The organism is Lelliottia sp. 7254-16, assembly GCF_002922995.1.
Lineage (GTDB): Bacteria > Pseudomonadota > Gammaproteobacteria > Enterobacterales > Enterobacteriaceae > Enterobacter > Enterobacter jeotgali.
The window spans coordinates 47876-69272 of sequence record NZ_PQVS01000014.1; the positions used below are offsets into that span (position 1 = coordinate 47876).

Annotated in this window: 16 protein-coding genes, 2 tRNA genes and 1 pseudogene; 8 read left to right on the top strand and 11 right to left on the bottom strand. The window is 54.1% G+C overall.

Annotated elements, in window-relative coordinates; genetic code table 11:
• Positions 1-40: 40 nt before the first annotated feature.
• Positions 41-472 carry a universal stress protein gene (locus tag C3708_RS17420; protein WP_095282539.1) on the bottom strand — a complete coding sequence of 144 codons (432 nt, stop codon included), beginning with the start codon at positions 470-472 and terminating at the stop codon, positions 41-43.
• Between the two features lie 410 nt (positions 473-882).
• Here C3708_RS17420 and C3708_RS17425 point away from each other — a divergent pair, with 410 nt between their 5' ends.
• The 3 genes from C3708_RS17425 to C3708_RS17435 are packed head-to-tail and all read left to right on the top strand — an operon-like array spanning position 883 to position 5992.
• Positions 883-1968, top strand: a complete 1086-nt coding sequence (locus C3708_RS17425) for an efflux RND transporter periplasmic adaptor subunit (RefSeq protein WP_165790682.1) — start codon at positions 883-885, stop codon at positions 1966-1968.
• Entirely contained in the window at positions 1968-5030 is a 3063-nt protein-coding gene (locus C3708_RS17430; RefSeq protein ID WP_103949764.1) for an efflux RND transporter permease subunit, read from the top strand. Before C3708_RS17425 ends, C3708_RS17430 begins: the two co-directional genes overlap by 1 nt.
• Positions 5027-5992 (top strand): acyltransferase, encoded by a 966-nt coding sequence (locus C3708_RS17435; protein WP_103946148.1) that lies wholly within the window; start codon positions 5027-5029, stop codon positions 5990-5992. Before C3708_RS17430 ends, C3708_RS17435 begins: the two co-directional genes overlap by 4 nt.
• A gap of 127 nt (positions 5993-6119) precedes the next feature.
• On the opposite strand, the gene pagP is transcribed toward C3708_RS17435, so the two are convergent.
• Positions 6120-6695 carry a lipid IV(A) palmitoyltransferase PagP gene (pagP, locus tag C3708_RS17440; RefSeq protein WP_103949765.1) on the bottom strand — a complete coding sequence of 192 codons (576 nt, stop codon included), beginning with the start codon at positions 6693-6695 and terminating at the stop codon, positions 6120-6122.
• Between the two features lie 223 nt (positions 6696-6918).
• Here pagP and shiA point away from each other — a divergent pair, with 223 nt between their 5' ends.
• From shiA to C3708_RS17455, 3 genes are all read left to right on the top strand, one after another.
• Complete coding sequence (shiA, locus tag C3708_RS17445; RefSeq protein ID WP_103949766.1) at positions 6919-8229, top strand: shikimate transporter; 1311 nt, start codon at positions 6919-6921, stop codon at positions 8227-8229.
• Between the two features lie 79 nt (positions 8230-8308).
• Positions 8309-9763 carry an AMP nucleosidase gene (locus C3708_RS17450; protein WP_095282545.1) on the top strand — a complete coding sequence of 485 codons (1455 nt, stop codon included), beginning with the start codon at positions 8309-8311 and terminating at the stop codon, positions 9761-9763.
• Positions 9764-9781: 18 nt separating this feature from the next.
• Positions 9782-11557 carry an aminopeptidase P family protein gene (locus tag C3708_RS17455; RefSeq protein WP_103949767.1) on the top strand — a complete coding sequence of 592 codons (1776 nt, stop codon included), beginning with the start codon at positions 9782-9784 and terminating at the stop codon, positions 11555-11557.
• Between the two features lie 107 nt (positions 11558-11664).
• Here the strand turns inward: C3708_RS17455 and C3708_RS17460 are convergent.
• From C3708_RS17460 to C3708_RS24075, 3 genes and pseudogenes are all read right to left on the bottom strand, one after another.
• A tRNA-Asn gene (locus tag C3708_RS17460) sits at positions 11665-11740 on the bottom strand.
• 80 nt (positions 11741-11820) lie between these two features.
• Positions 11821-13335: an EmmdR/YeeO family multidrug/toxin efflux MATE transporter gene (locus C3708_RS17465; RefSeq protein ID WP_103949768.1), complete on the bottom strand. Its 1515-nt coding sequence runs from the start codon at positions 13333-13335 to the stop codon at positions 11821-11823.
• A gap of 36 nt (positions 13336-13371) precedes the next feature.
• Positions 13372-13431: pseudogene (locus C3708_RS24075) on the bottom strand (hypothetical protein); the annotation flags it as partial.
• 60 nt (positions 13432-13491) lie between these two features.
• Between C3708_RS24075 and C3708_RS17470 the strand changes: the two are divergent.
• Positions 13492-13567: transfer RNA gene (locus C3708_RS17470), tRNA-Asn, on the top strand.
• Positions 13568-13679: 112 nt separating this feature from the next.
• Here the strand turns inward: C3708_RS17470 and C3708_RS17475 are convergent.
• The 4 genes from C3708_RS17475 to dacD form a co-directional block, all read right to left on the bottom strand.
• Positions 13680-14015, bottom strand: coding sequence for a DUF496 family protein (locus tag C3708_RS17475; protein ID WP_095282548.1), 336 nt, complete (start codon positions 14013-14015; stop codon positions 13680-13682).
• Positions 14016-14183: 168 nt separating this feature from the next.
• Positions 14184-15242, bottom strand: coding sequence for an FUSC family protein (locus C3708_RS17480; protein ID WP_103946152.1), 1059 nt, complete (start codon positions 15240-15242; stop codon positions 14184-14186).
• Between the two features lie 99 nt (positions 15243-15341).
• Positions 15342-15815 carry a DNA gyrase inhibitor SbmC gene (gene sbmC, locus C3708_RS17485; protein WP_103949769.1) on the bottom strand — a complete coding sequence of 158 codons (474 nt, stop codon included), beginning with the start codon at positions 15813-15815 and terminating at the stop codon, positions 15342-15344.
• 120 nt (positions 15816-15935) lie between these two features.
• Positions 15936-17102: a serine-type D-Ala-D-Ala carboxypeptidase DacD gene (gene dacD / locus C3708_RS17490; RefSeq protein ID WP_103946154.1), complete on the bottom strand. Its 1167-nt coding sequence runs from the start codon at positions 17100-17102 to the stop codon at positions 15936-15938.
• Between the two features lie 198 nt (positions 17103-17300).
• On the opposite strand from dacD, the gene sbcB reads away from it, so the two are divergent.
• Positions 17301-18737: an exodeoxyribonuclease I gene (sbcB, locus tag C3708_RS17495; RefSeq protein ID WP_199184164.1), complete on the top strand. Its 1437-nt coding sequence runs from the start codon at positions 17301-17303 to the stop codon at positions 18735-18737.
• Positions 18738-18799: 62 nt separating this feature from the next.
• Here the strand turns inward: sbcB and C3708_RS17500 are convergent, their stop codons facing one another.
• Together C3708_RS17500 and C3708_RS17505 are read right to left on the bottom strand one after the other, a co-directional pair.
• Complete coding sequence (locus C3708_RS17500; RefSeq protein WP_095282553.1) at positions 18800-20158, bottom strand: APC family permease; 1359 nt, start codon at positions 20156-20158, stop codon at positions 18800-18802.
• Positions 20159-20431: 273 nt separating this feature from the next.
• Positions 20432-21361: a LysR substrate-binding domain-containing protein gene (locus tag C3708_RS17505; protein WP_095282554.1), complete on the bottom strand. Its 930-nt coding sequence runs from the start codon at positions 21359-21361 to the stop codon at positions 20432-20434.
• Positions 21362-21397 lie beyond the last annotated feature (36 nt).

A 21397-nucleotide genomic window follows, 5' to 3' on the forward strand; every position in this document is an offset into this window, starting at 1 on the left:
CAATTCCTGCAACGAAAATCGCCCGCTGTCCCTTTCGCCTTTAACGCACGACAAATACCGGAACGTGCGCATAGCGAACAATATTGGCCGCATCCGAGCCGAGTAAATGGGTCTGAATATTGGGATTGCGCGATCCGATAATGATCACTTCCGCATTAAGTTCGTCCCCCAGGAGAGTGACTTCATCGCGCACATTGCCGCTACGGACATGAAGGTGAATGCGATCCTGAGGAAACGTCGTTTTTTGTGCCAGTGCCGAGAGTTTTTCTTTTGCGTTATTAATCATATAGTCATCCATTTTACGCGCATCGGAAATAAACCCTCGGGTCAGCTCCGGCGAAAATTTTGGAATCACATGAAGTAAATGGATATCGGCTGAGGCCGCCTGCGCGAGGAACTGCGCATGAGCAAGGGCCTTATCGGCCAGCCCCATTTCAAAGACATCGACCGGGACCAGAATATTTCTGTACATAGTGAGCATCCTTTTATGGCCAACTGGAAAGAGATGTTATTAAACGTAGCACAGGACACTCGCTATTTTTTGGCCGCGAATTAATTCTCTGAATAATAATGATTTAAGCGTTAAGGTCATTCGCATACCTCATTCAAAGGTGTGAATTTCGCCAGCCTGCCAATTTTAGGCGCTCTATAACCTTTTCCTTTTTCACAGACTATGCTCATAAACAGACATTCCGGGCTTGCGATTAACGCTAAGGGAGGAAAGATGTTTGGATATAGCCTGATTCGCCTCGCGTTGTTTATTGTGCTGGCCATTATGTCCAGTGCAGCCGTAGGGCTATTTACTTATCTGGTGGTGTCATCCTTTGCCGAATAAAGTAAGTGTGGGTAATAAATAGATTTTTTATTTATCAGGGGAATAGCGTGAATCGTTACATTTCTCTTATACCGATAATTATTCTTCTCGTTACCGCCTGCGATCAAAAACCGGCAGAAGCTCCACCTCAGCCGAGAATGGTTAAGGTCGCCGTGGTGATGGATGCGGGCCAGGCACAACAGCGCGTGTTTCCTGCCAGAATAGAATCCGGCGACGCCACCGACCTGTCGTTTAAACGCGGCGGCCAGATTGAAACGCTCGATATCCGCCAGGGGACAAGCGTAAAACAAGGGCAGCAGTTGGCCAGCCTTAATGCGCGTGAAGCGCAACAGCGAGTTCGAGACAGACAGACCTCCGCCACGCTGGCGCAGCGCCAGTTCGACCGTTTTCAGACGCTGGCTGGCCGTCAGGCCATTTCAAAAGCCGAGATGGACGTGCAACGCGCTACCCGTGATTCTGCCAATGCCGCACTCAAAATTGCCCAGGAAGAGCTGAGCCAGATGACGCTTACAGCCCCCTTTGCGGGCACGGCCGCCACCGTTCAGGTACGCAATCATCAGGTCGTTTCCGCCGGTCAACCCATCGTCACGTTGACCCGAACCGACTTGCTGGACGTGGTGTTTAGCATTCCTGAAAATCTGTTTAAAACCCTGGATATCCGTAACGCTGACTATCGCCCGGTGGTGAAAATTAATTCTCTACCGGATCGCGAATTTAGCGCGGTTTACAAAGAACATACGGGCAGCAGCGACAGCAATACCCTGACGTGGCAGGTGATTTTAACCATGCCGCGGCCCGACGATTTCCCGGCAGTGGGCGGCGTGAGCGGCACCGTGACGGTCAATCTGGCGAACCTTCCGGCAAGCGTAGGACGTCATGCTCTGGCCGTTCCGGTGGAAGCGGTTTTCAACCCGAATAGCAGCGCGCGCAACGAACCCCATGTCTGGGTAGTGAAAGGCGATGGCGACAATTTACAGCTTGAGGATCGCAAAGTGGCGGTCGGGCAAGTGACCGCGCAGGGGGTGATTATCACCGAAGGGCTGAACCCCGGTGAACGCGTGGTCGCGGCGGGTGTCGGCGAATTACATGCGGGGCAGCAGGTGCGCATCTGGACGCGTGAGCGAGGTTTGTAATGGATATCTCGCGCCAGTTTATCGACAACCCGATCCGCGTCTGGCTGACCGTTCTGCTGCTGGGCGTCGGCGGTATTTTTGCCCTGCTTAATATTGGTCGGCTGGAAGATCCGGCGTTTACCATCAAAACTGCCGTGGTCATCACCCACTACCCCGGCGCGTCTGCCCAACAGGTGGAAGAAGAGGTCACGCTGCCGCTGGAAAACGCGCTGCAGCAACTACCGTATCTCGATAACGTCAGTTCAATCTCCTCGAACGGGCTATCGCAAATAACCGTTAATATCGCCTCGCGCTATCACTCAAACGAACTGCCGCAAATCTGGGATGAGCTGCGTCGTCGCGTGGGCGATGCATCGCGTCAGTTTCCTCCGGGGGTGGTCACACCCTTTGTGAATGATGATTTTGGCGATGTATTTGGCTTTTTCTTTGCCATCTCTGGCGACAGCTTTACGAATCCCGAACTGGCGCAGTACGCCGAGCAGCTCAGGCGCGAGCTGGTGCTGATCCCCGGCGTGGGAAAAGTGGCAATTGGCGGCGCGGTCCCACAGCAGATTAATGTCGATATCAATCTTGCCAAAATGGCCGCCCGCGGAATAACGCTTGGGCAGATCTCCACGCTGTTGGGCCGTGTGAATAGCGTCTCCAGTGCCGGTGAAATCGTCTCAGGCAGCGAATCTATTCGCCTGCATCCGACGGGCGAGTTTCAGAATATCGATGAACTTGGCGATATGATGATTACCCCGCCAGGCGTCGGGGCGGCAACCCGCTTGCGCGATATCGCCACGGTTTCACGCGGGCTGAGCGTTTCACCGTCGAGTATTTATCACGCGAATGGCCGCCAGGCGGTGACTATGGGCGTCTCCTTTATTCCGGGCGTGAACGTTCCCGACGTGGGGCGCGCCCTTGAAGCAAAATTGAAGCACATGTCGGCGGAAAAACCGGCAGGGATTAACATCGATCTGTTTTACGACCAGGCCGCAGAAGTGAGCCATTCGGTGAACGGCTTTATTATTAACTTCCTGATGGCGCTGGCGATTGTCATCGGCGTGCTGTTGATTTTTATGGGCTTACGCAGCGGTATTATTATCGCCCTGTCGCTGGCGCTCAACGTTCTGGGCACCTTGCTTATCATGTATTTGTGGGGGATTGAGTTACAGCGTATTTCTCTGGGCGCTTTAATTATCGCTCTGAGCATGCTGGTCGATAATGCAATCGTGATCGTCGAAGGAGTATTGATTGCCAGACAGCGTGGCTCGACGCTGATGACCGCCATTCAGTACGTGATCCGCCGCTCGGCGCTGCCTCTGCTGGGCGCTACGGTTATCGCCATTTTAGCCTTTGCTCCCATTGGACTCTCGCAGGATTCGACAGGGGAATATTGTAAATCCCTGTTCCAGGTGCTGCTGATTTCCCTGCTGTTAAGCTGGTTTTCCGCGCTCACCCTCACGCCGGTGATGATCAAATGGTGGTTGTTTAAAGGCCAGAAAGTGGCCGATACGCCTGCGGATGTCGACCCGTATAACCAACGGTTCTACCGGTTGTATCAGCAGATACTGAACGCGCTGATGGTGCGCAAAACGATCACTTTGACGCTGATGGTTATCCTGCTTGCAGGCGCAGTATGGGGATTCGGCGCGGTGCGACAAAACTTCTTCCCGTCGTCAAACACGCCGATTTTCTTTGTCGATCTGTGGTTGCCCTACGGCACCGACATTGCTCAGACCGAGAAAATCACCAGCGACATTGAAAAATCGATCAACGGCCAGCCTGGCGTGGTCACCACCGTCTCGACCATCGGCCAGGGGAGTATGCGTTTTATTCTGACCTACAGCGGCCAGCGGCAGTACAGCAATTACGCGCAAATCATGGTGCGGATGGACGACCAACGCAATATCGCCGCGCTGACACGCCACGTTGACGAGGACATCGCCCGCCACTATCCGGAGATTAACGCCAGCACCAAACGGGTGATGTTTGGTCCGTCCGGCGATAGCGCCATCGAAGTGCGGATCAAAGGGCCGGACCCTGACAGGTTGCGGCAGATTGCAAGCCAGGTGGATGATATTCTGGCGCGCGATCCGGCCACCGACAGCGTGCGCAATGACTGGCAAAATCGCAGCAAAGTGATTCGCCCACAGTACGTCGCCGCCTCCGGGCGCGAACTGGGCGTGGATAAACAGGATATCGACAGCGCGCTGGAGATGAATTTCTCCGGCAGCCGTATCGGCTTATACCGTGAAGGCTCGGACCTGCTGCCCGTTATCGTGCGCCCGCCAGAAAGCGAGCGTCAGGACGCGAACCATCTCAATAACGTGCTGGTGTGGAGCCAAAATCGTCAGCAATATATTCCGCTGAGCAACGTGGTGAGCGGCTTTGCGCTGGAGTGGGAAGATCCGCTGATCCTGCGCCGGGACCGCAGCCGGGTGCTGACGGTGCAGACCGATCCCGACCCGCTCAGTAACGAAACATCCGGCGATATACTGGTGCGGGTAAAACCGCAGATTGATGCCCTTTCCCTGCCGCACGGTTACAGCATCGAATGGGGCGGCGACGCGGAAAACTCCAGCGAGGCGCAGCAAGGTCTTTTCACTACGCTCCCAATTGGCTTCCTGGTGATGTTTATTATCACCATCCTGATGTTTAGCTCGGTGAAAAATGCGGTTGCCATCTGGCTGACGGTGCCGCTGGCACTGATTGGCGTGACGCCAGGCTTTTTACTCACCGGTATTCCGTTTGGTTTTATGGCGCTGATTGGTCTGCTGAGTCTGAGCGGGATGTTGATCCGCAACGGCATCGTGCTGGTCGAGGAAATCGAGCAGCAGAAAGAGCATAAAGCGCAGCACGAGGCGATTGTTGATGCCGCAACGTCGCGCCTACGGCCTATTCTGCTAACCGCGTTTACTACGGTGCTGGGGCTCGCTCCGCTGTTGCGCGACGTGTTCTTCCAGAGCATGGCGGTAGTGATTATGTTCGGGCTAGGCTTTGCCACTGTCTTGACCCTGCTGGTACTTCCGGTTATTTATGCCTGTTTCCACCCTACGGAGAGGGCTGCCCCACAATGAACCCAACCGGGCTAAATATTATTAAAACGCTGGGATGCATGACGGCGGTAACATTTTTCACGCTTTATCACACCCGAGATAATTACGATTACGATTACCACTGGGTGCTCGGTTTTCTGACTTTTATTTCGACCGTCGCCACGCCACTGTTTTTTGTTGTCGCCGGTTATCTGGATGCCCAGTCAAGGCATGACCAGCGCTGGCAGCTATCGAAGATCAAAGCCGTGGTGATAGTGTTTCTGTTCTGGATGACGGTTTATTATCTGTGGGAGCCGTATCAGCGCGGCTATTTAATCCAGCCGTGGTTTGTTTTTACCTTTATCGTGATTTATACCTTCCACCCGCTCATCGAATGGTTAAGCCAGCGGCGAAAAACGCTGATAGGCGTAACCTGCACTTTGCTGCTGTTTTCTTACGGTTACGATTTGCTGTCGGCGCTTTATCCCGACAAACATTTACTCTCGCTGGCCCCGCAATATCGGCTCTGGACCTGGCTGTTGTTTTATCTGACCGGCCAGATATTCTTCGACCCGGTTATATCCGCGTGGATAAGTAAAGACAAGGTGGTGAAAACGGCGGTGGCGGCCATCCCTGTGATTTATCTGTTCACCTGGTTTTATGAGCGCCATTTCTTCTTCGCCGTTTTCAAGGCGGACAGAAATGCGTTCATTCTCACCGGCTCGCAAATTTACTTCCTGATTGTGGCGCTGGTCATTGCCGCCAACGGCGTGCGTTTTCGTAAGAATATCGAATTCAAAGAGGCCATTTTAGCCGCCGTCAGCAAAACCATGACCGGGGTGTATATTCTGCATTATTCCGTGTTCCATCTGCTGACGTCGCTGATTCCGGTGACATCGCTAACCACAAAACTGCTGCTGATCGCCCTGACGTTTGTGGCGTCGGTGCTGATTTCAATGCTGGCGCTGTCGAATGCGACGGTTAAGAAGATCATCACCCTTTAAGACCGTGCGGTCTGGTGCCCTCACCCCGGCCCTCTCCCACAGGGAGAGGGAGAAAACATTAAAAACGGCAACGATGTTGCCGTTTTGCATTTACCTCGCAGCCGCCACCCGGCTTCAGTCTCCGAATCTAAAACCCATACCTCAACCACGCAAACAGCACGTTGCCGTTGTTATAGGTGCCGGGAATATAGGTAAATTGCACATTCAGGCGCTTATAACCGGCGGAGAACAGCGGCAAAATAATCGGCAGCGGAACATAGTTAGCAAAATCCTTCCGCGCCGTGATCCCGGCCGTTACACCCAGTCCTAAACGGAAATCCTGCGCATTATCCAGATACCAGCCCTTCTCCCAGCCGTAGCCAACAATCGGCTGCCATTCGTTATGAGAGTCTTTAAACATCATGGCGTAGAGGGAACTCCAGTTCCCCTGTTCGTTGTAACGAGATACCCCAAAACCGCCACCCCACGGCATTTCGTTGTAGTTATCGGTTTTTTCTTTGTCATACATGAAGCGCGCATGCCAGCTCAGAAAAGGCAGATAGAGATCGTAATTTTGCGGCTCATTCCACGTCTGAGACACATCGCTGGTGAAATTATTCCACCAGCCGGTAATGCGCTGTTCCCCGTAAACGCCAGGCTCCGCATACGCGGGAAGTGCCAGCAAGACCATGACGATAATCAAAACCATTCGAATCCGTTGCATAGTCAAATCCTCTGCAAAATCGTTCTGCGATACCTAATACTGTAATCCCTTTCTGGAAACTCCTTCGCCGCGTTTTGGAAATTTTAATGCACGCGACGGATAAAATCGTTTTCAGCTGCCGCCTGTCGGGGTAGTCTCATTGATTCCGCTCAATGAGCGGGCACGATGTGAGTAACCTTTTCCCATACTAATAATGAAAAATTTGGTACAGACAGGACAAAACATGGACTCCACCCTCATCTCCGAACGCCCTAATACGGAGACACCCTCGCTCAATCGCGCACGGCGCGCCGCACTCGGCAGCTTTGCCGGTGCCGTCGTCGACTGGTATGACTTTCTGCTCTATGGCATCACCGCCGCACTGGTATTTAACCGCGAATTTTTCCCGCAGGTCAGCCCCGCGATGGGTACGCTCGCCGCGTTTGCCACCTTCGGCGTCGGGTTTTTATTCCGCCCTTTGGGTGGGGTGATTTTCGGCCATTTCGGTGACAAACTGGGCCGTAAGCGGATGCTGATGCTCACCGTCTGGATGATGGGGATCGCCACGGCGCTGATTGGCATTTTGCCGTCATTCGACATGATTGGCTGGTGGGCTCCGGTCCTGCTGGTGACGCTGCGTGCGATTCAAGGTTTTGCCGTGGGCGGCGAATGGGGCGGTGCGGCGCTGTTGTCTGTCGAAAGCGCCCCTAAAAATAAAAAAGCCTTCTACAGCAGCGGCGTGCAGGTGGGTTACGGCGTGGGCCTGCTGCTCTCAACCGGGCTGGTTTCACTTATCAGCCAGTTGACCACTGACGAGCAGTTCCTGAGCTGGGGCTGGCGCATTCCGTTCCTGTTCAGCATTGTGCTGGTGCTGGCGGCGCTGTGGATCCGCAACGGCATGGAAGAGTCAGCAGAATTTGAACAGCAGCAAAGTGAGCCACCGGTTGCGAAAAAACGCCTGCCGGTGATGGAAGCACTGATGCAGCATCCAGGTGCATTCCTGAAAATTATCGCCCTGCGCCTGTGTGAGCTGCTGACGATGTATATCGTTACCGCCTTTTCCCTGAACTATTCAACGCAAAACCTCGGCCTGCCACGTGAGCTTTTTCTGAATATTGGCCTGTTGGTCGGCGGGATTAGCTGCCTGACCATCCCCTGCTTCGCCTGGCTTGCAGACAGGTTTGGCCGTCGACGCGTTTACATCACCGGGGCGCTGATCGGCAGCCTCAGCGCCTGGCCGTTCTTTATGGCGCTGGAAGCGCAATCGCTGTTCTGGATAGTGTTCTTCGCCATCATGCTGGCTAACATCGCCCACGACATGGTGGTGTGCGTGCAGCAGCCGATGTTCACCGAAATGTTTGGCGCGAGCTACCGCTACAGCGGCGCAGGCGTGGGCTATCAGGTGGCAAGCGTGGTCGGCGGCGGATTTACGCCGTTTATCGCCGCGGCCTTAGTCACCTTCTCCGGCGGCAACTGGCAAAGCGTGGCGATTTACCTGCTCGCGGGCTGTCTGATTTCGGCCACAACGGCGCTGCTGATGAAAGACGCCCACTGATGATGTCCTGACTTTTTTTTCACATGTGTGTGACATACTATCGAGTGACGTCGCACATCTGTGGATCAAGGAGACAGACATGAATAATAAGGGCTTAAGCCTGACACCTGCTCAGGCACTGGAAAAGCTGGAGGCGTTGTACGAACAATCTGTCAACGCCCTGCGCACCGCCATTAGCGAGTACATTGAGAACGGAACGCTTCCTGATGAAAAGGCCCGAATCGACGGCCTTTTTGTTTATCCTTCGCTCTCGGTCACCTGGGATGGTGGCACCACCAATACGCCCAAAACCCGCGCGTATGCTCGCTTTACCCACTCCGGCTGTTATTCCACGACCGTCACACGCCCTTCTCTGTTCCGCCCTTATCTTGAGGAACAGCTGACGCTGCTGTATCAGGATTACGACGCGCATATCGCCGTAGAACCCTCGCTGCATGAAATCCCGTATCCGTATGTCATTGATGGCTCGGCGCTGACGCTGGACCGTTCGATGAGCGCCGGGTTGACGCGCCATTTCCCGACTACCGAGCTTTCACAGATTGGTGATGAAACGGCAGATGGCATTTACCATCCAGCGGAGTTTTCCCCGCTTTCGCACTTTGATGCCCGCCGCGTTGATTTCTCGCTGGCGCGCCTGCGTCACTACACCGGCACGCCGGTTGAACATTTCCAGCCCTTTGTGCTCTTCACCAACTACACCCGCTACGTGGATGAATTTGTGCGCTGGGGATGCAGCCAAATCCTCGATCCGGATAGCCCGTACGTAGCGCTCTCGTGTGCTGGAGGGATCTGGATCACCGCCGAAACCGAAGCGCCGGAAATGGCGATTTCCGATCTGGCATGGAAAAAGCATCAAATGCCTGCCTGGCACCTGATCACCGCCGACGGTCAGGGTATTACGCTGATTAATATCGGCGTCGGCCCGTCGAATGCCAAAACCATCTGCGACCATCTGGCGGTACTGCGCCCGGACGTGTGGCTGATGATTGGCCACTGCGGCGGCCTGCGTGAAAGCCAACTGATTGGCGACTATGTGCTGGCCCATGCGTATCTGCGCGACGACCACGTGCTCGACGCAGTGCTGCCACCGGATATCCCAATCCCGAGCATCGCCGAAGTGCAGCGCGCCTTGTACGACGCCACCAAACAGGTAAGCGGGATGCCAGGCGAAGAGGTCAAACAACGTCTGCGCACCGGGACCGTCGTCACCACCGACGACCGTAACTGGGAGCTGCGCTACTCTGCCTCTTCGCTGCGCTTTAACTTAAGCCGCGCGGTAGCGATTGATATGGAAAGCGCCACCATTGCCGCTCAGGGCTACCGTTTCCGTGTTCCGTACGGCACGCTGCTGTGCGTTTCGGACAAACCGCTGCACGGCGAGATTAAACTGCCAGGCCAGGCTAACCGCTTTTATGAAGGGGCGATTTCCGAGCATTTGCAGATCGGTATTCGCGCGATAGATTTGCTGCGTGCAGAAGGCGACAAGCTGCATTCACGCAAACTGCGCACCTTCAACGAACCGCCGTTCCGCTAATAACAACAAGGAAAAACCATGCACACCACCACACCGCTTACGGCGCTTCGCCAGTGGCTACAGGAAAACAATCTCGACGGCATGATCGTGCCGCGCACCGACGCGTGGCAGAGCGAATACTGCGCACCGCATTTTGAAAAACTGGCGTGGCTGACCGGCTTTGACGGCTCTGCAGGGCTGGCATTGGTTCTGAAAGATCGCGCGTTGCTGTTTGTCGACGGTCGCTATCAGGTACAGGCTCGCGTGCAGGTCAATATGGATGATTTTGCGATCCATCATCTGCACAACGAACCGCTGGCCCAGTGGCTTGACGCGAATGCGAGCGACGGAATGCGCATCGCCTTTGACCCTCTGCTGATGACCCACAACGAATACCAACAGCTTGCCGTCACCGGCTGCGAATTTGTCCCGCTCAACGCGTCGCCTTTCGACACATTATGGAGCGATCGCCCCGCTGCCCCGGCGGGCCGGATCCGCGAGATGCCCGTTGCGGTCAGCGGTGAAAGCAGCGCCGACAAACGTCGTCGTGTGGCGCAATTGCTGCAGGATAACAGCGCGGATTATCTGGCGATAACCATGCCGGACAACATCGCCTGGCTGCTGAACGTGCGTGGGTCTGATATCCACACCAGCCCGGTGCCGCTCTCCTTTGCATTGCTGAGCCGCGAGGGTGACGTCGAATGGTTCGTCGATGGCGACAAACTTCGCGAACTGCCCGCTTCTGCTGTCGATGGGATAGTGATTTCGCCGCAGGATGATTTTGTGCACCGCTGCAAACAGGTCAGCGAAGGCAAACGCGTGTGGCTGGATGCGGATTCTGCTCCGGTTGCGCTGCGTTTTGCGATTGAGCCGCAGGGAGAGATCCTCTGGCAGGCCGATCCGGTGACGCTTATGAAAGCGCACAAGAACCCCGTCGAGCTGGAAGGCTATCGCGAATGCCATCAGCAGGACGGTGCCGCGTGGGTGAATTTTATCGCGTGGTTGTCGCATGAAGTACCGCAGCGCGAGGCGGCAGGCAAGCCGCTGACCGAACTGGAAGCGCAGGCGCAGCAGCTTAAATTCCGTGAACAACAGCAAGGCTTTATCGAGCAAAGTTTCGAGACGATTTCCGCCTCCGCCAGTAACGCGGCAATGTGCCATTATCACTCCAGCGCCGCATCAAATAAGGCAATTACCAGCGGCCATTTCTACCTGAATGATTCTGGCGGCCAGTATCATAACGGCACCACGGATGCGACCCGTACGCTGGCGTACAGCAAGCTGGATGCGCAGCAGCGGTTGCACTATACCGCCGTGCTAAAAGGCTTTTTATCGCTCATTACGCTGCAATTCCCGTCGGGTACGCAGGGGCATCAACTGGACGCGTTCGCTCGTCGTCCGCTGTGGGAACTGGGACTGGATTACGATCATGGCACCGGGCACGGCGTGGGGCATCAGCTACTGATCCACGAAAACCCGCAGCGCATCGCCAAGAAAGTGAACCCGTGGCCGCTGACAGCGGGGAGTATCATCACCATCGAGCCGGGGTATTATCAGGCCGACAGCCACGGTATTCGCATTGAAAATCAAGTGGAGATTGTTGAGAGCATTCCGGGCTTCTGCAAGTTTGCTTCCCTGACGCTTATCCCGATTGATTTAAGCCAGGTTGAATTGCAGTTGCTCAACGATCAAGAGAAGCAGTGGCTGGATGATTATCATCAGCAGGTGAGAGAGGTTCTGTCGCCGCTGGTCAATAGCGATGCGCGACCGTGGCTGTTTGAAGCCACCGCGCCGATTCGCGTGCAGGCGGGATAATCTGTACGGTTCTGTAGGCCGGGTAAGGCGTAGCCGCCACCCGGCAATTCCACCGAACGCAGAAAAGCAAAAATCCCGCTCAGTTTCCTGAGCAGGCTTCTTAAATATGGCTCCTCTGACTGGACTCGAACCAGTGACATACGGATTAACAGTCCGCCGTTCTACCGACTGAACTACAGAGGAATCGTGTGAACGGGGCGCATATTATCGATGCCACCTGTCATTGTCAAAGACAGAATGCATAAAAAAGTTCGTTTGCTGATTTATTCTTCAGTTCGCACATTTGTCAGGCGTTCTGAAGGTTCCGGCGTCGCATTTTCGCTCTTGATTCGTGGGTATTTCCACAGCCAGCGCCCGCTGACCATACGCCAGTAAAACAGTGCGCCGCGCACCGCCCAGTCGAGGAACATCCCCAGCCAGACGCCAACAACCCCCATACCGAGCATAATCCCGAGCCCATACCCCGCCACCACGCGACAGCCCCACATGCCGAGCATCGACACCCACATCGCAAAGCGCGCATCACGTGCGCCTTTAAGCCCCGCAGGAAGCACCCACGACGCCGCCCAGATGGGCATAAACGCGGCATTCAGCCAGATGAGGATTTTGACCACCTCTTTGACGTCGTCCTCATGGGTGTAGAACGAGGCCATCAGCCCCGCGAACGGCGCGGTTCCCCACGCGATAATTGTCAGTCCAATTGTTGATAACCAGAATACGTGACGCAACTGGCGCTCCGCCTGGGCGATTTGCCCTTTGCCGAGCCGTTTCCCGGTGATAATCGTCGATGCCGATCCGAGGGCGTTCCCTGGCAGGTTAATTAGCGAAGCAATCGAGAACGCGATAAAGTTACCGGCGATAACGTCGGTACCCATCCCGGCGACAAACATTTGAGTCAACAGTTTCCCGCCGTTAAACAGTACAGATTCGATACTGGCAGGAATACCAATCCCCATCACTTCCCAGATAATGGCGAAATTGAAGGGGCGGAAATAGCTTTTTAACGAGAGTTTAAGCGCCGGGTTTACGCCCATCATCAGCACCGCGACAATCGCTATTGCGCCGATATACCGCGAGATGGTCAGCCCCAGCCCTGCTCCGACAAATCCCAGACCATCCCATGAGAAAAGCCCGTAAATCAGTATGCTGCTGATGATGATATTGAGGATATTCATCCCGCCGTTAATCAGCAGCGGAATTTTTGTGTTGCCCGCACCGCGCAGTGCACCGCTTCCAATCAAGGCGATAGCCGCCGCCGGATAGCTCAGTACCGTCATTTCAAGATAGGTCAGCGCCAACCCTTTCACTTCATCGGTCGCCTCCCCTGCTACGATATCGATAATCTCTTTACCGAAATAGTGGATTACTGCTGCCAGAATTACCGAGAAGACGGTCATGATCATCAGCGACTGTCGAGCCGCCTCGCGCGCACGCTTCGGATCGAGTTTGCCGAGACTAAAGGCGACAACCACCGTCGTACCAAGATCGATGGCGGCAAAGAACGACATCACTACCATATTGAAGCTGTCTGCCAGCCCCACGCCCGCCATCGCCTCTTTACCCAGCCAGCTCACCAGAAACGTACTGAGCACGCCCATCAGCAGAACGCAGGTGTTTTCCAGAAAGATAGGCACAGCAAGGGGGGTGATTTCACGCCAGAACAGAACACGATAGCTTTTACGTTTGGCATACCAGGGCGTACGCTTAACGGCCTGGCGCAGAGCGGAAGTGACGTTCAAAATGGACCTTAACGAGAGAAAGTTGAAACTCCATTTCAAATGATGAGGGAGAAACGCTAATCCTGCAAAGTATTTTCCACAAAAAATTGTAGAGAATGACGACAAACTGACGACAGAATCAGCAGTTGAATGAATGAGTGTAAGATCAGGTTTGACAAAAGTTTTTTCGCCGCTAAGATAAGCCTCCTAACCGATTCCTCTGTAGTTCAGTCGGTAGAACGGCGGACTGTTAATCCGTATGTCACTGGTTCGAGTCCAGTCAGAGGAGCCACATTTGAAAAGCCTGCTTTTAAAGCAGGCTTTTTGCTTTTCTGCGCCTGTATATCGGCCATAAAAAAAGCCCCTCAGCTTTCGCAGAGAGGCCTTATCATTCTTCGCGACGGTTACTCGCTTTTCGCTTCGCCGTTCTTGATTTCGCCAATCACTTTCAGTTTTTTGGAGATATCGCGACGCTCTTTGGACAGCTCAGCATTTTTGATGATGTAGTCGTCTACGCGATCTTCGTAGTCGGTTTTCATGCTGGCGATAATGCCCTGAATAGCTTCAACGCTCATGCCCGGCTTGATGTAGTCGCTCAGGTTATCAAGCAGCAGAACGCGTTTCTGGTTGTCACGGATCTTCTTCTCAACGTCCTGGATTTCACGCTGCAGTTTGTTTTTGCGGCGGAACAGGCGGACGAATTCCAGAACATCCTGGAACGAAGGCTTGGTAGTTTCCATTTTAATACCCCTGCTAATGTAAGATTCGGATTCGTTTAAGCAACCGCTGTGCAGATAACCTTACTGACAGCCGCTGCGAATGACAAATGGTATATCGTTTAATCCTATCATAACCCCAATCGCTGCTGAATCGAAGCAGCAGCCGTCACATCAGGCTATGGCTGCTTTTTATTTGCGCAGCGCCCGGCAAATGAGATGCGACAACAGTTCAAGCTGTCTCGCCATTTCCATGCTCAACCATACATAGCCGTGAATGGGCGTTTCCGCCACATTGTCACCCTGATGTTCATTAATCAACTGCCTCAACTCCGCTGTGATTTCATTCAGCCGTTCGCTGTTCGCCAGAATCGGCTGCGGATTGCCTTCATACAGCGCGTGAGCGATGGTTAACAGCGTTTGCTGCGTCATCTGCTGCGTTTCCTTGAGGGTGTGCGCATTCAGAAGAACAAAGTGGCTGGCGCGCGACGCCCAGTGAGCGTTAATTTGCAGTTCGAGCATACACACCAGATTGCGACTGACCGTCTGAATGGCCTCGAAAATGGATTTCTGAATGTGCGTCTCTTTGCTGGCGGGAGCGATAATGCCACGCATCTTCACGACATCATTGAGGATTTTTTGCAGGTGCTTTTCGAGCCTTGGGCGTTCGACCAGGTTGGGCGAAAACCCTGCCTGATAGACGCGGTTGAAAGCCGTGACGTAGTTGGCCATCTGAATGCGCCAGTGCAAAAATGCCCGCTGCGGCCAGATACCGGTGAATAGCATCGCCAACAGCGAACCCAGAATCACATCACCGCTTCGCCACAGGGCCGTGGCCATGTCCCCCGCCGGTGCGCCAACGACCACCGATAAGGTGATCCCAATCAGCAGCGCCTGATACGGTTTTTTACCGAGTGCTAACCAGCCGCACAGGAACATCGCCCCGGCGCACCACAGCAGCATGATCGGGAGCGAAATGAGCTCAAGCTTTAACGCAATCAGCCCCAATGCGGAGCCAAAAATCGTGCCTCCGATACGCTCAAAAGCGCGCGGAACCACGTTTCCCCAGAAAGAGATTGGCCCCATGATCACCACTAGCGTGATGAGCGGCCAGGTACCCTCAGGGATGTGCAGCAACCTCACCAGAAGGAAGGTGAGAAGAAACGCCAATGCGATGCGACAACCATGCACGACGCGGTAATTCCGGTACAAACGGATTTCAAAGGGAGTTAATGATTTGTCGGGACGCACACCCGCTCTCCAGCTATACGGCGAATCACAATTGTACTGTGTTTTCTGCCAGACGCATCACGTCCGGCAGAAAAACCCTACAAATAACAGGTGTGCGACTCAACCGACCTTATTTTGCACTGCAACGTACATTTCGATATCCCAGTAACCATCGACATTGCCATCGTTCAGATAGCGCTCAAAACACGGCTTCGGTGCGATCCCGTAGCGGTTATCCTCGAGGAGACTGTTAAAGAAGCTGTACCACGGTGTGCCGAAGTCATGGTTTTCGACTCGCGCCGTGGCGACGGCATAGTCCCCCGCCGCGATTTCAGTGAGGATCACCCCATCACTGTTGGCAGGGATTTGAAAATCTTCGCCGACAGTGACAGCTGTATCGCAGCGAAGTTTTTCGGCAGGCACTTCATCGGGATTGTCATAATAAACCGCCACCCATTCCAGTGGCTGAATCTGATTGCCATCGACCCACATCGCCAGTTGCTCAAAACCTTGTTTGACGGTTTGCTCCCACGGGCCAACCAGATGAAAACCGGCAATTTTACGCTTAGGTTGCTGCTTGATGCTGTAGTCCATACTGCCTCCGTTTATTACTGTATATTTATACACTATAAAGCAGATTCGTTATGTCCGGCAAACACGAGATGTTTATTATGTGAGCAGACTCGCAGGAGCGCCAGTCTGCTCTTATGAGCATTAGGCTTTGTGGTGCAGATAGTCGCTCAGACGCGAGAACAGACCGCCCTTACCGACTTTTTCCAGCGTGACTAACGGCCAGTGCGCGACGACCTTATCGCGGTCGTACAGCTCAATTTCCCCGACGCGCTGATGGGCAGCAATAGGCGCTTCCAGCTCTTTTTTATCGAGGACATACTTGGCTTTGATATTCGCGACTTCACTTTTTGGCAGTGCCAGCCAGTAATCCTGATCGGTACCAAGTGAAATGTGTTCTTTATCGCCGTACCAGATACGCTCAGTCCCGACCTGTTTGCCGCTGCGCAGGATCTGCACGGTATCGAAGTTTTGCTGGCCCCAGTGCAGCAACTTACGCGCCTGTTCTTCGCGACCTTTCGGGCTGTCGGCTCCCATGACCACTGCAATCAGGCGACGCTGACCGTCCACCGCCGAGGCGATCAGGTTGAAGCCCGCACCTGAAGTGTGCCCGGTTTTCAGCCCGTCAACGTTCATGGTTTTGTCCCACAGCAAGCCGTTGCGGTTTTGCTGGGTGATGCCGTTCCAGGTGAGGCTCTTTTCACTGTACATGTGATAGAAATCCGGCTCACCGTGAATAATTGCGCGCGACAGCACCGCCAGATCGTAAGCCGAACTGTGCTGCCCTGGCGCATCCAGGCCGTGCACGGTTTCAAAGTGGGTATCACGCAGATTCAGCTTTTGCACGTAGTCGTTCATCATGCTGACGAACTGCGGCTGACCGCCCGCTACGTGGTCAGCTAACGCCACACAGGCGTCGTTACCGGAATCCACAATCAGGCCACGGCTGAGGTCGCGAACGGTCACGCGATCGCCTGCTTTCAGGAACATCAACGATGAACCGTCAAACACCGGATTGCCTTTCGCCCACGCGTCGCGCCCGACGGTAACAACGTCATCTGGGGTAATGCGATGACTGTCGATTGCACGATCGACCACATAGCCGGTCATCAGTTTGGTGAGGCTTGCCGGATTGCGCTGCTGATGTTCATTACCGGCCGTTAAAATTTGACCCGTGGTGTAATCCATTAGCACCCATGACCCTGCCTGAATGGCCGGGGGCTGCGGCGAATAGTCCAGTGGATCGGCAGCCAGAGCAGAAGTAATACTCGAAGCGAGTAAAGAAACAGCAATAAACAGACGGCGTTTCAACGGTATTTCCTCAGGTCATTTAAAATCGTTGCCCTTTTTACGGAAGTTCTCGCTTCGTTACCTGTTTAAATTGCAAAAAAATGTGACGGGACGCAAAGATTTAGCGGAAGCCAGCGCGCAATTCTGGCGCTGAAAATCGCTTTTTGTTCGGCGTGTCGCCGCCGATCGTTTACCATAGTAAAGTCACTTTTTAACAGGATGGTATTACTGGTGTCTGATTCCGCCGCGCTTCCCACTTTTCTCTTTCACGATTACGAAACCTTTGGCACCAGCCCGTCGCTGGACCGGCCTTCGCAGTTCGCGGCGATCCGCACCGATGCGGATTTTAATATCATCGGTGAGCCGGAGGTTTTTTACTGTAAGCCTGCTGACGACTATCTTCCCCAGCCTGGTGCCGTGATGGTGACCGGCATTACGCCGCAGGAAGCGCGTGAGAAAGGCGTGAATGAAGCCGAGTTTGCCCGTCGTATTCACGACCTGTTTACCGTGCCCAATACCTGCGTGGTGGGCTACAACAACATCCGCTTCGACGATGAAGTTACGCGCAATATCCTGTACCGCAATTTCTATGACCCTTATGCCTGCAGCTGGCAAAACCGTAATTCGCGCTGGGATCTGCTGGATGTAATGCGCGCCTGCTACGCCCTGCGCCCTGAAGGGATCAAATGGCCTGAGAATGACGACGGTTTGCCAAGCTTCCGCCTGGAGCATCTGACGCGCGCCAACGGCATCGAGCACAGCAACGCCCACGATGCGATGGCCGACGTTTATGCCACCATCGCGATGGCCAAACTGGTCAAAACCGCACAGCCTAAACTGTTTGACTATCTGCTGAGCCATCGCAGTAAGCAGAAACTAATGACCCTGATTGACGTTCCACAAATGAAACCGCTGGTGCATATCTCCGGTATGTTTGGCGCCTGGCGGGGAAATACAAGCTGGGTCGCACCGCTGGCGTGGCATCCCGATAATCGCAATGCGGTGATTATGGTTGATTTGGCGGGCGATATTTCTCCCCTGCTTGAGCTGGACAGCGACACCCTGCGCAAGCGTTTATACACGCCGAAAAGCGAGCTCGGCGATAACGCCGCCGTTCCCGTGAAGCTGGTGCATATCAATAAATGCCCGGTGCTGGCGCAGGCAAATACGCTGCGCCCGGAAGACGCCGACCGGCTGGGCGTGAATCGCCAGCTGTGCCTCGATAATCTGAAGGTGTTGCGCGAAAACCCGCAGGTGCGCGAAAAAGTGATGGCGATCTTCGCCGAAGCCGAGCCGTTTGTGCCGTCGGATAACGTCGATGCGCAGCTCTATAACGGCTTTTTCAGCGATGCCGACCGCGCCGCCATGAACATCGTGTTGCAGACAGACCCGCAGAATTTACCGGCGCTGGATATTACCTTCGCCGATAAGCGCATCGAAAAACTGATGTTTAACTATCGGGCGCGTAATTTCCCTGGCACCCTGGATGAGGCCGAGCAGGAGCGCTGGCTGGAGCATCGTCGCAACGTCTTTACACCTGAGTTCTTGCAGAGCTACGCGCAGGAGCTGGAAATGCTGTATACGCAGTATGAAGGCAATGCAGAGAAACAGGCGCTACTGAAGGCTTTGTATCAGTACGCGCAAGAGATCGTCTGAACATTTCAGGCATAAAAAAACCGGAGCCATGTGCTCCGGTTTTTTTGTATCACGCTCAGTGATTACGCGACATCTTCGTACTGCGGAACCGGGTTGCGGAAGCTTTTGGTCACGCAAGCCAGATACACCAGACCAATACCACCCCAGATCAGACCCAGAATCATGGAGCTTTCTTCCAGGTTAATCCACAGCGCACCAACCGTCATCGCACCGCACAGCGGCAGGAACAGGTAGTTGAAGTGGTCTTTCAGCGTTTTGTTGCGCTTCTCACGGATCCAGAACTGAGAGATCACGGAGAGGTTCACAAAGGTGAATGCCACCAGCGCACCAAAGTTAATCAGCGCCGTTGCGGTGACCAGGTCAAATTTGATCGCCAGCAGAGCAATCGCACCAACCAGCAGCACGTTCCATGCCGGAGTACGCCATTTCGGATGAATGTAGCCGAAGAAGCGAGTCGGGAACACGCCGTCGCGACCCATCACGTACATCAGACGAGAAACGCCTGCGTGAGCAGCCATACCGGATGCCAGTACGGTGACGCTGGAGAAAATCAGCACGCCCCACTGGAAGGTTTTGCCTGCCACGTACAGCATGATTTCTGGCTGAGACGCATCCGGATCTTTAAAGCGCGAGATGTCCGGGAAGTACAGCTGCAGGAAGTAAGAGGCGCCAATAAACACCAGGCCACCCAGCAGCGCAGTCAGCAGAATCGCACGCGGGATCACGCGTTCTGCGTCTTTGGTCTCTTCAGACAGAGAAGAGATACCGTCAAAGCCGAGGAACGAGAAGCACAGGATAGTTGCACCGGTAATCATCGGCACCACGTGTGCGCCTTCAGACCAGAACGGACGGGTGCTGGTCAGCGTACCTGCACCTTCACCATGCGCCACACCGTAGATGATCATGCCGACGATAACCGCCACGATGCCCATCTGCAGAATCACGATCAGGGTGTTGAAGTTAGCGACGGTCTTGATACTGCGCAGGTTAGAGATGGTCATAAAGGCCACCAGTGCGACAACAAAGATCCACGACGGTACGGAAGGCACCAGCGCTTCAAAGTAAATTTTAGCCAGCAGAATGTTGATCATCGGCATGAACAGGTAGTCCAGCAGTGATGACCAGCCCACCATAAAGCCGACAGCCGGGCTAATGGATTTCTGAGCATAAGTGTACGCAGAGCCAGCGGACGGGAAACGGCGAACCAGTTTGCCGTAGCTCAACGCGGTAAAGAGAATAGCGATCAGCGCAAAGGCATACGCCGTTGCAACGTGACCGTCAGTGAGGCCTGAAACGATACCAAACGTATCGAACAGCGTCATTGGCTGCATATAGGCAAGGCCCATCATGACAACCGGAATCAACGTAAGTGTTTTACGTAATTCCACGCGAGAGGTTTTTGGAGTAGCGTTATGCGACATTAGTTTTCTCCTTTACGGTGAAAACCGCCACGTAAGCAAAAGATTGCCCCATTTTCTGGATTCCTCAGCGACAACAACTGTCGGATTTTAGTAAGTATCTATCCGGTACGAAGCCCGGCCTCTTTGTTTTTAAATGGCGTTTGTTACATGCAAAAAAAATAACCGACGCCTTTTATATCGTCGGTTAATCTCATTTTTTTGCAGCGGCGCATTTTGCCCCATCTTTGGCATAAAAGGCAATAGATTCATAAGCCGTTCACGATTTTCTTTTTACTAAGCGGTTGATATTCCGCCCTCCGGCAAAGTGTAAACGGCAGCGATAGCACTATTTGCTAAAATCTCATCTCGCCACCACGCGCTGGCAAGCCCGGCGGTTTGCTCATTCCACCCCACCCACACCGATTCGCTGTTGGTTTGCGCCAGTACTTGTTTTTCCACCAGCGCCCCGCTTTCTATAAACCGCTGTGCCAGATATCGCGGTAAATAGCCGCAGCCCAACCCGCTAATTTGCAGTTCGAGTTTGGTTTTAAAATCAAAAACAGTAATCGCTTCCTGATCCTCCAGCAATTGCGAAGAGATAGCGCACTCTGGCAGAGAGCTATCTCCCACCACAATCGCACGGCAACCTTTTATGACGCGACGCGGTATGGGCTCGGGTTCCTGAGCAAGGGGATGATGTGGCGCCACCACAAACACCTGTTCAAGGGTGCCAATGCGGGAAAAACCAAAATCACTCGACTGAGGCGGGTCACGTAACGCGCCGACGATAATATCCGCACGCCCTTGTGTCAGCGCTTCCCAGGAACCGCCCAGCACGCCATTGATAAATTTAAGTCGGGTAACGCTGTGGCGTTGGTAAAACGCTTCAATCAGCGGCGAGAGTAAAGAGAAAGGAAAAGTATCGTCCACCCCGATGACCAGCTCGTTTTCCCAGCCCTGGTGCAGTTTCACTGCCTGCTTTTCCAGCTCGCGCACCGTATGCAGAACTTCGCGCCCTTTTTCGAGCAGCATCTGGCCTGTTCGCGTGAAACGCGCACGGTGCCCGCTGCGGTCCAGCAGCTGGATATTGAGGTCACTTTCGAGCTTGTGAACGGTGTAGCTCAAGGCCGAGGGGGTTTTGTAGAGCTTCGCCGATGCGGCGGCAAAACTCCCCTCTTTTTCGAGTGCATCGAGGATAATCAGAACATCCAGCAGCGGTTTCATGTTCGCCCCCAAAAGGTGTGCGATAGAACCCGCTGG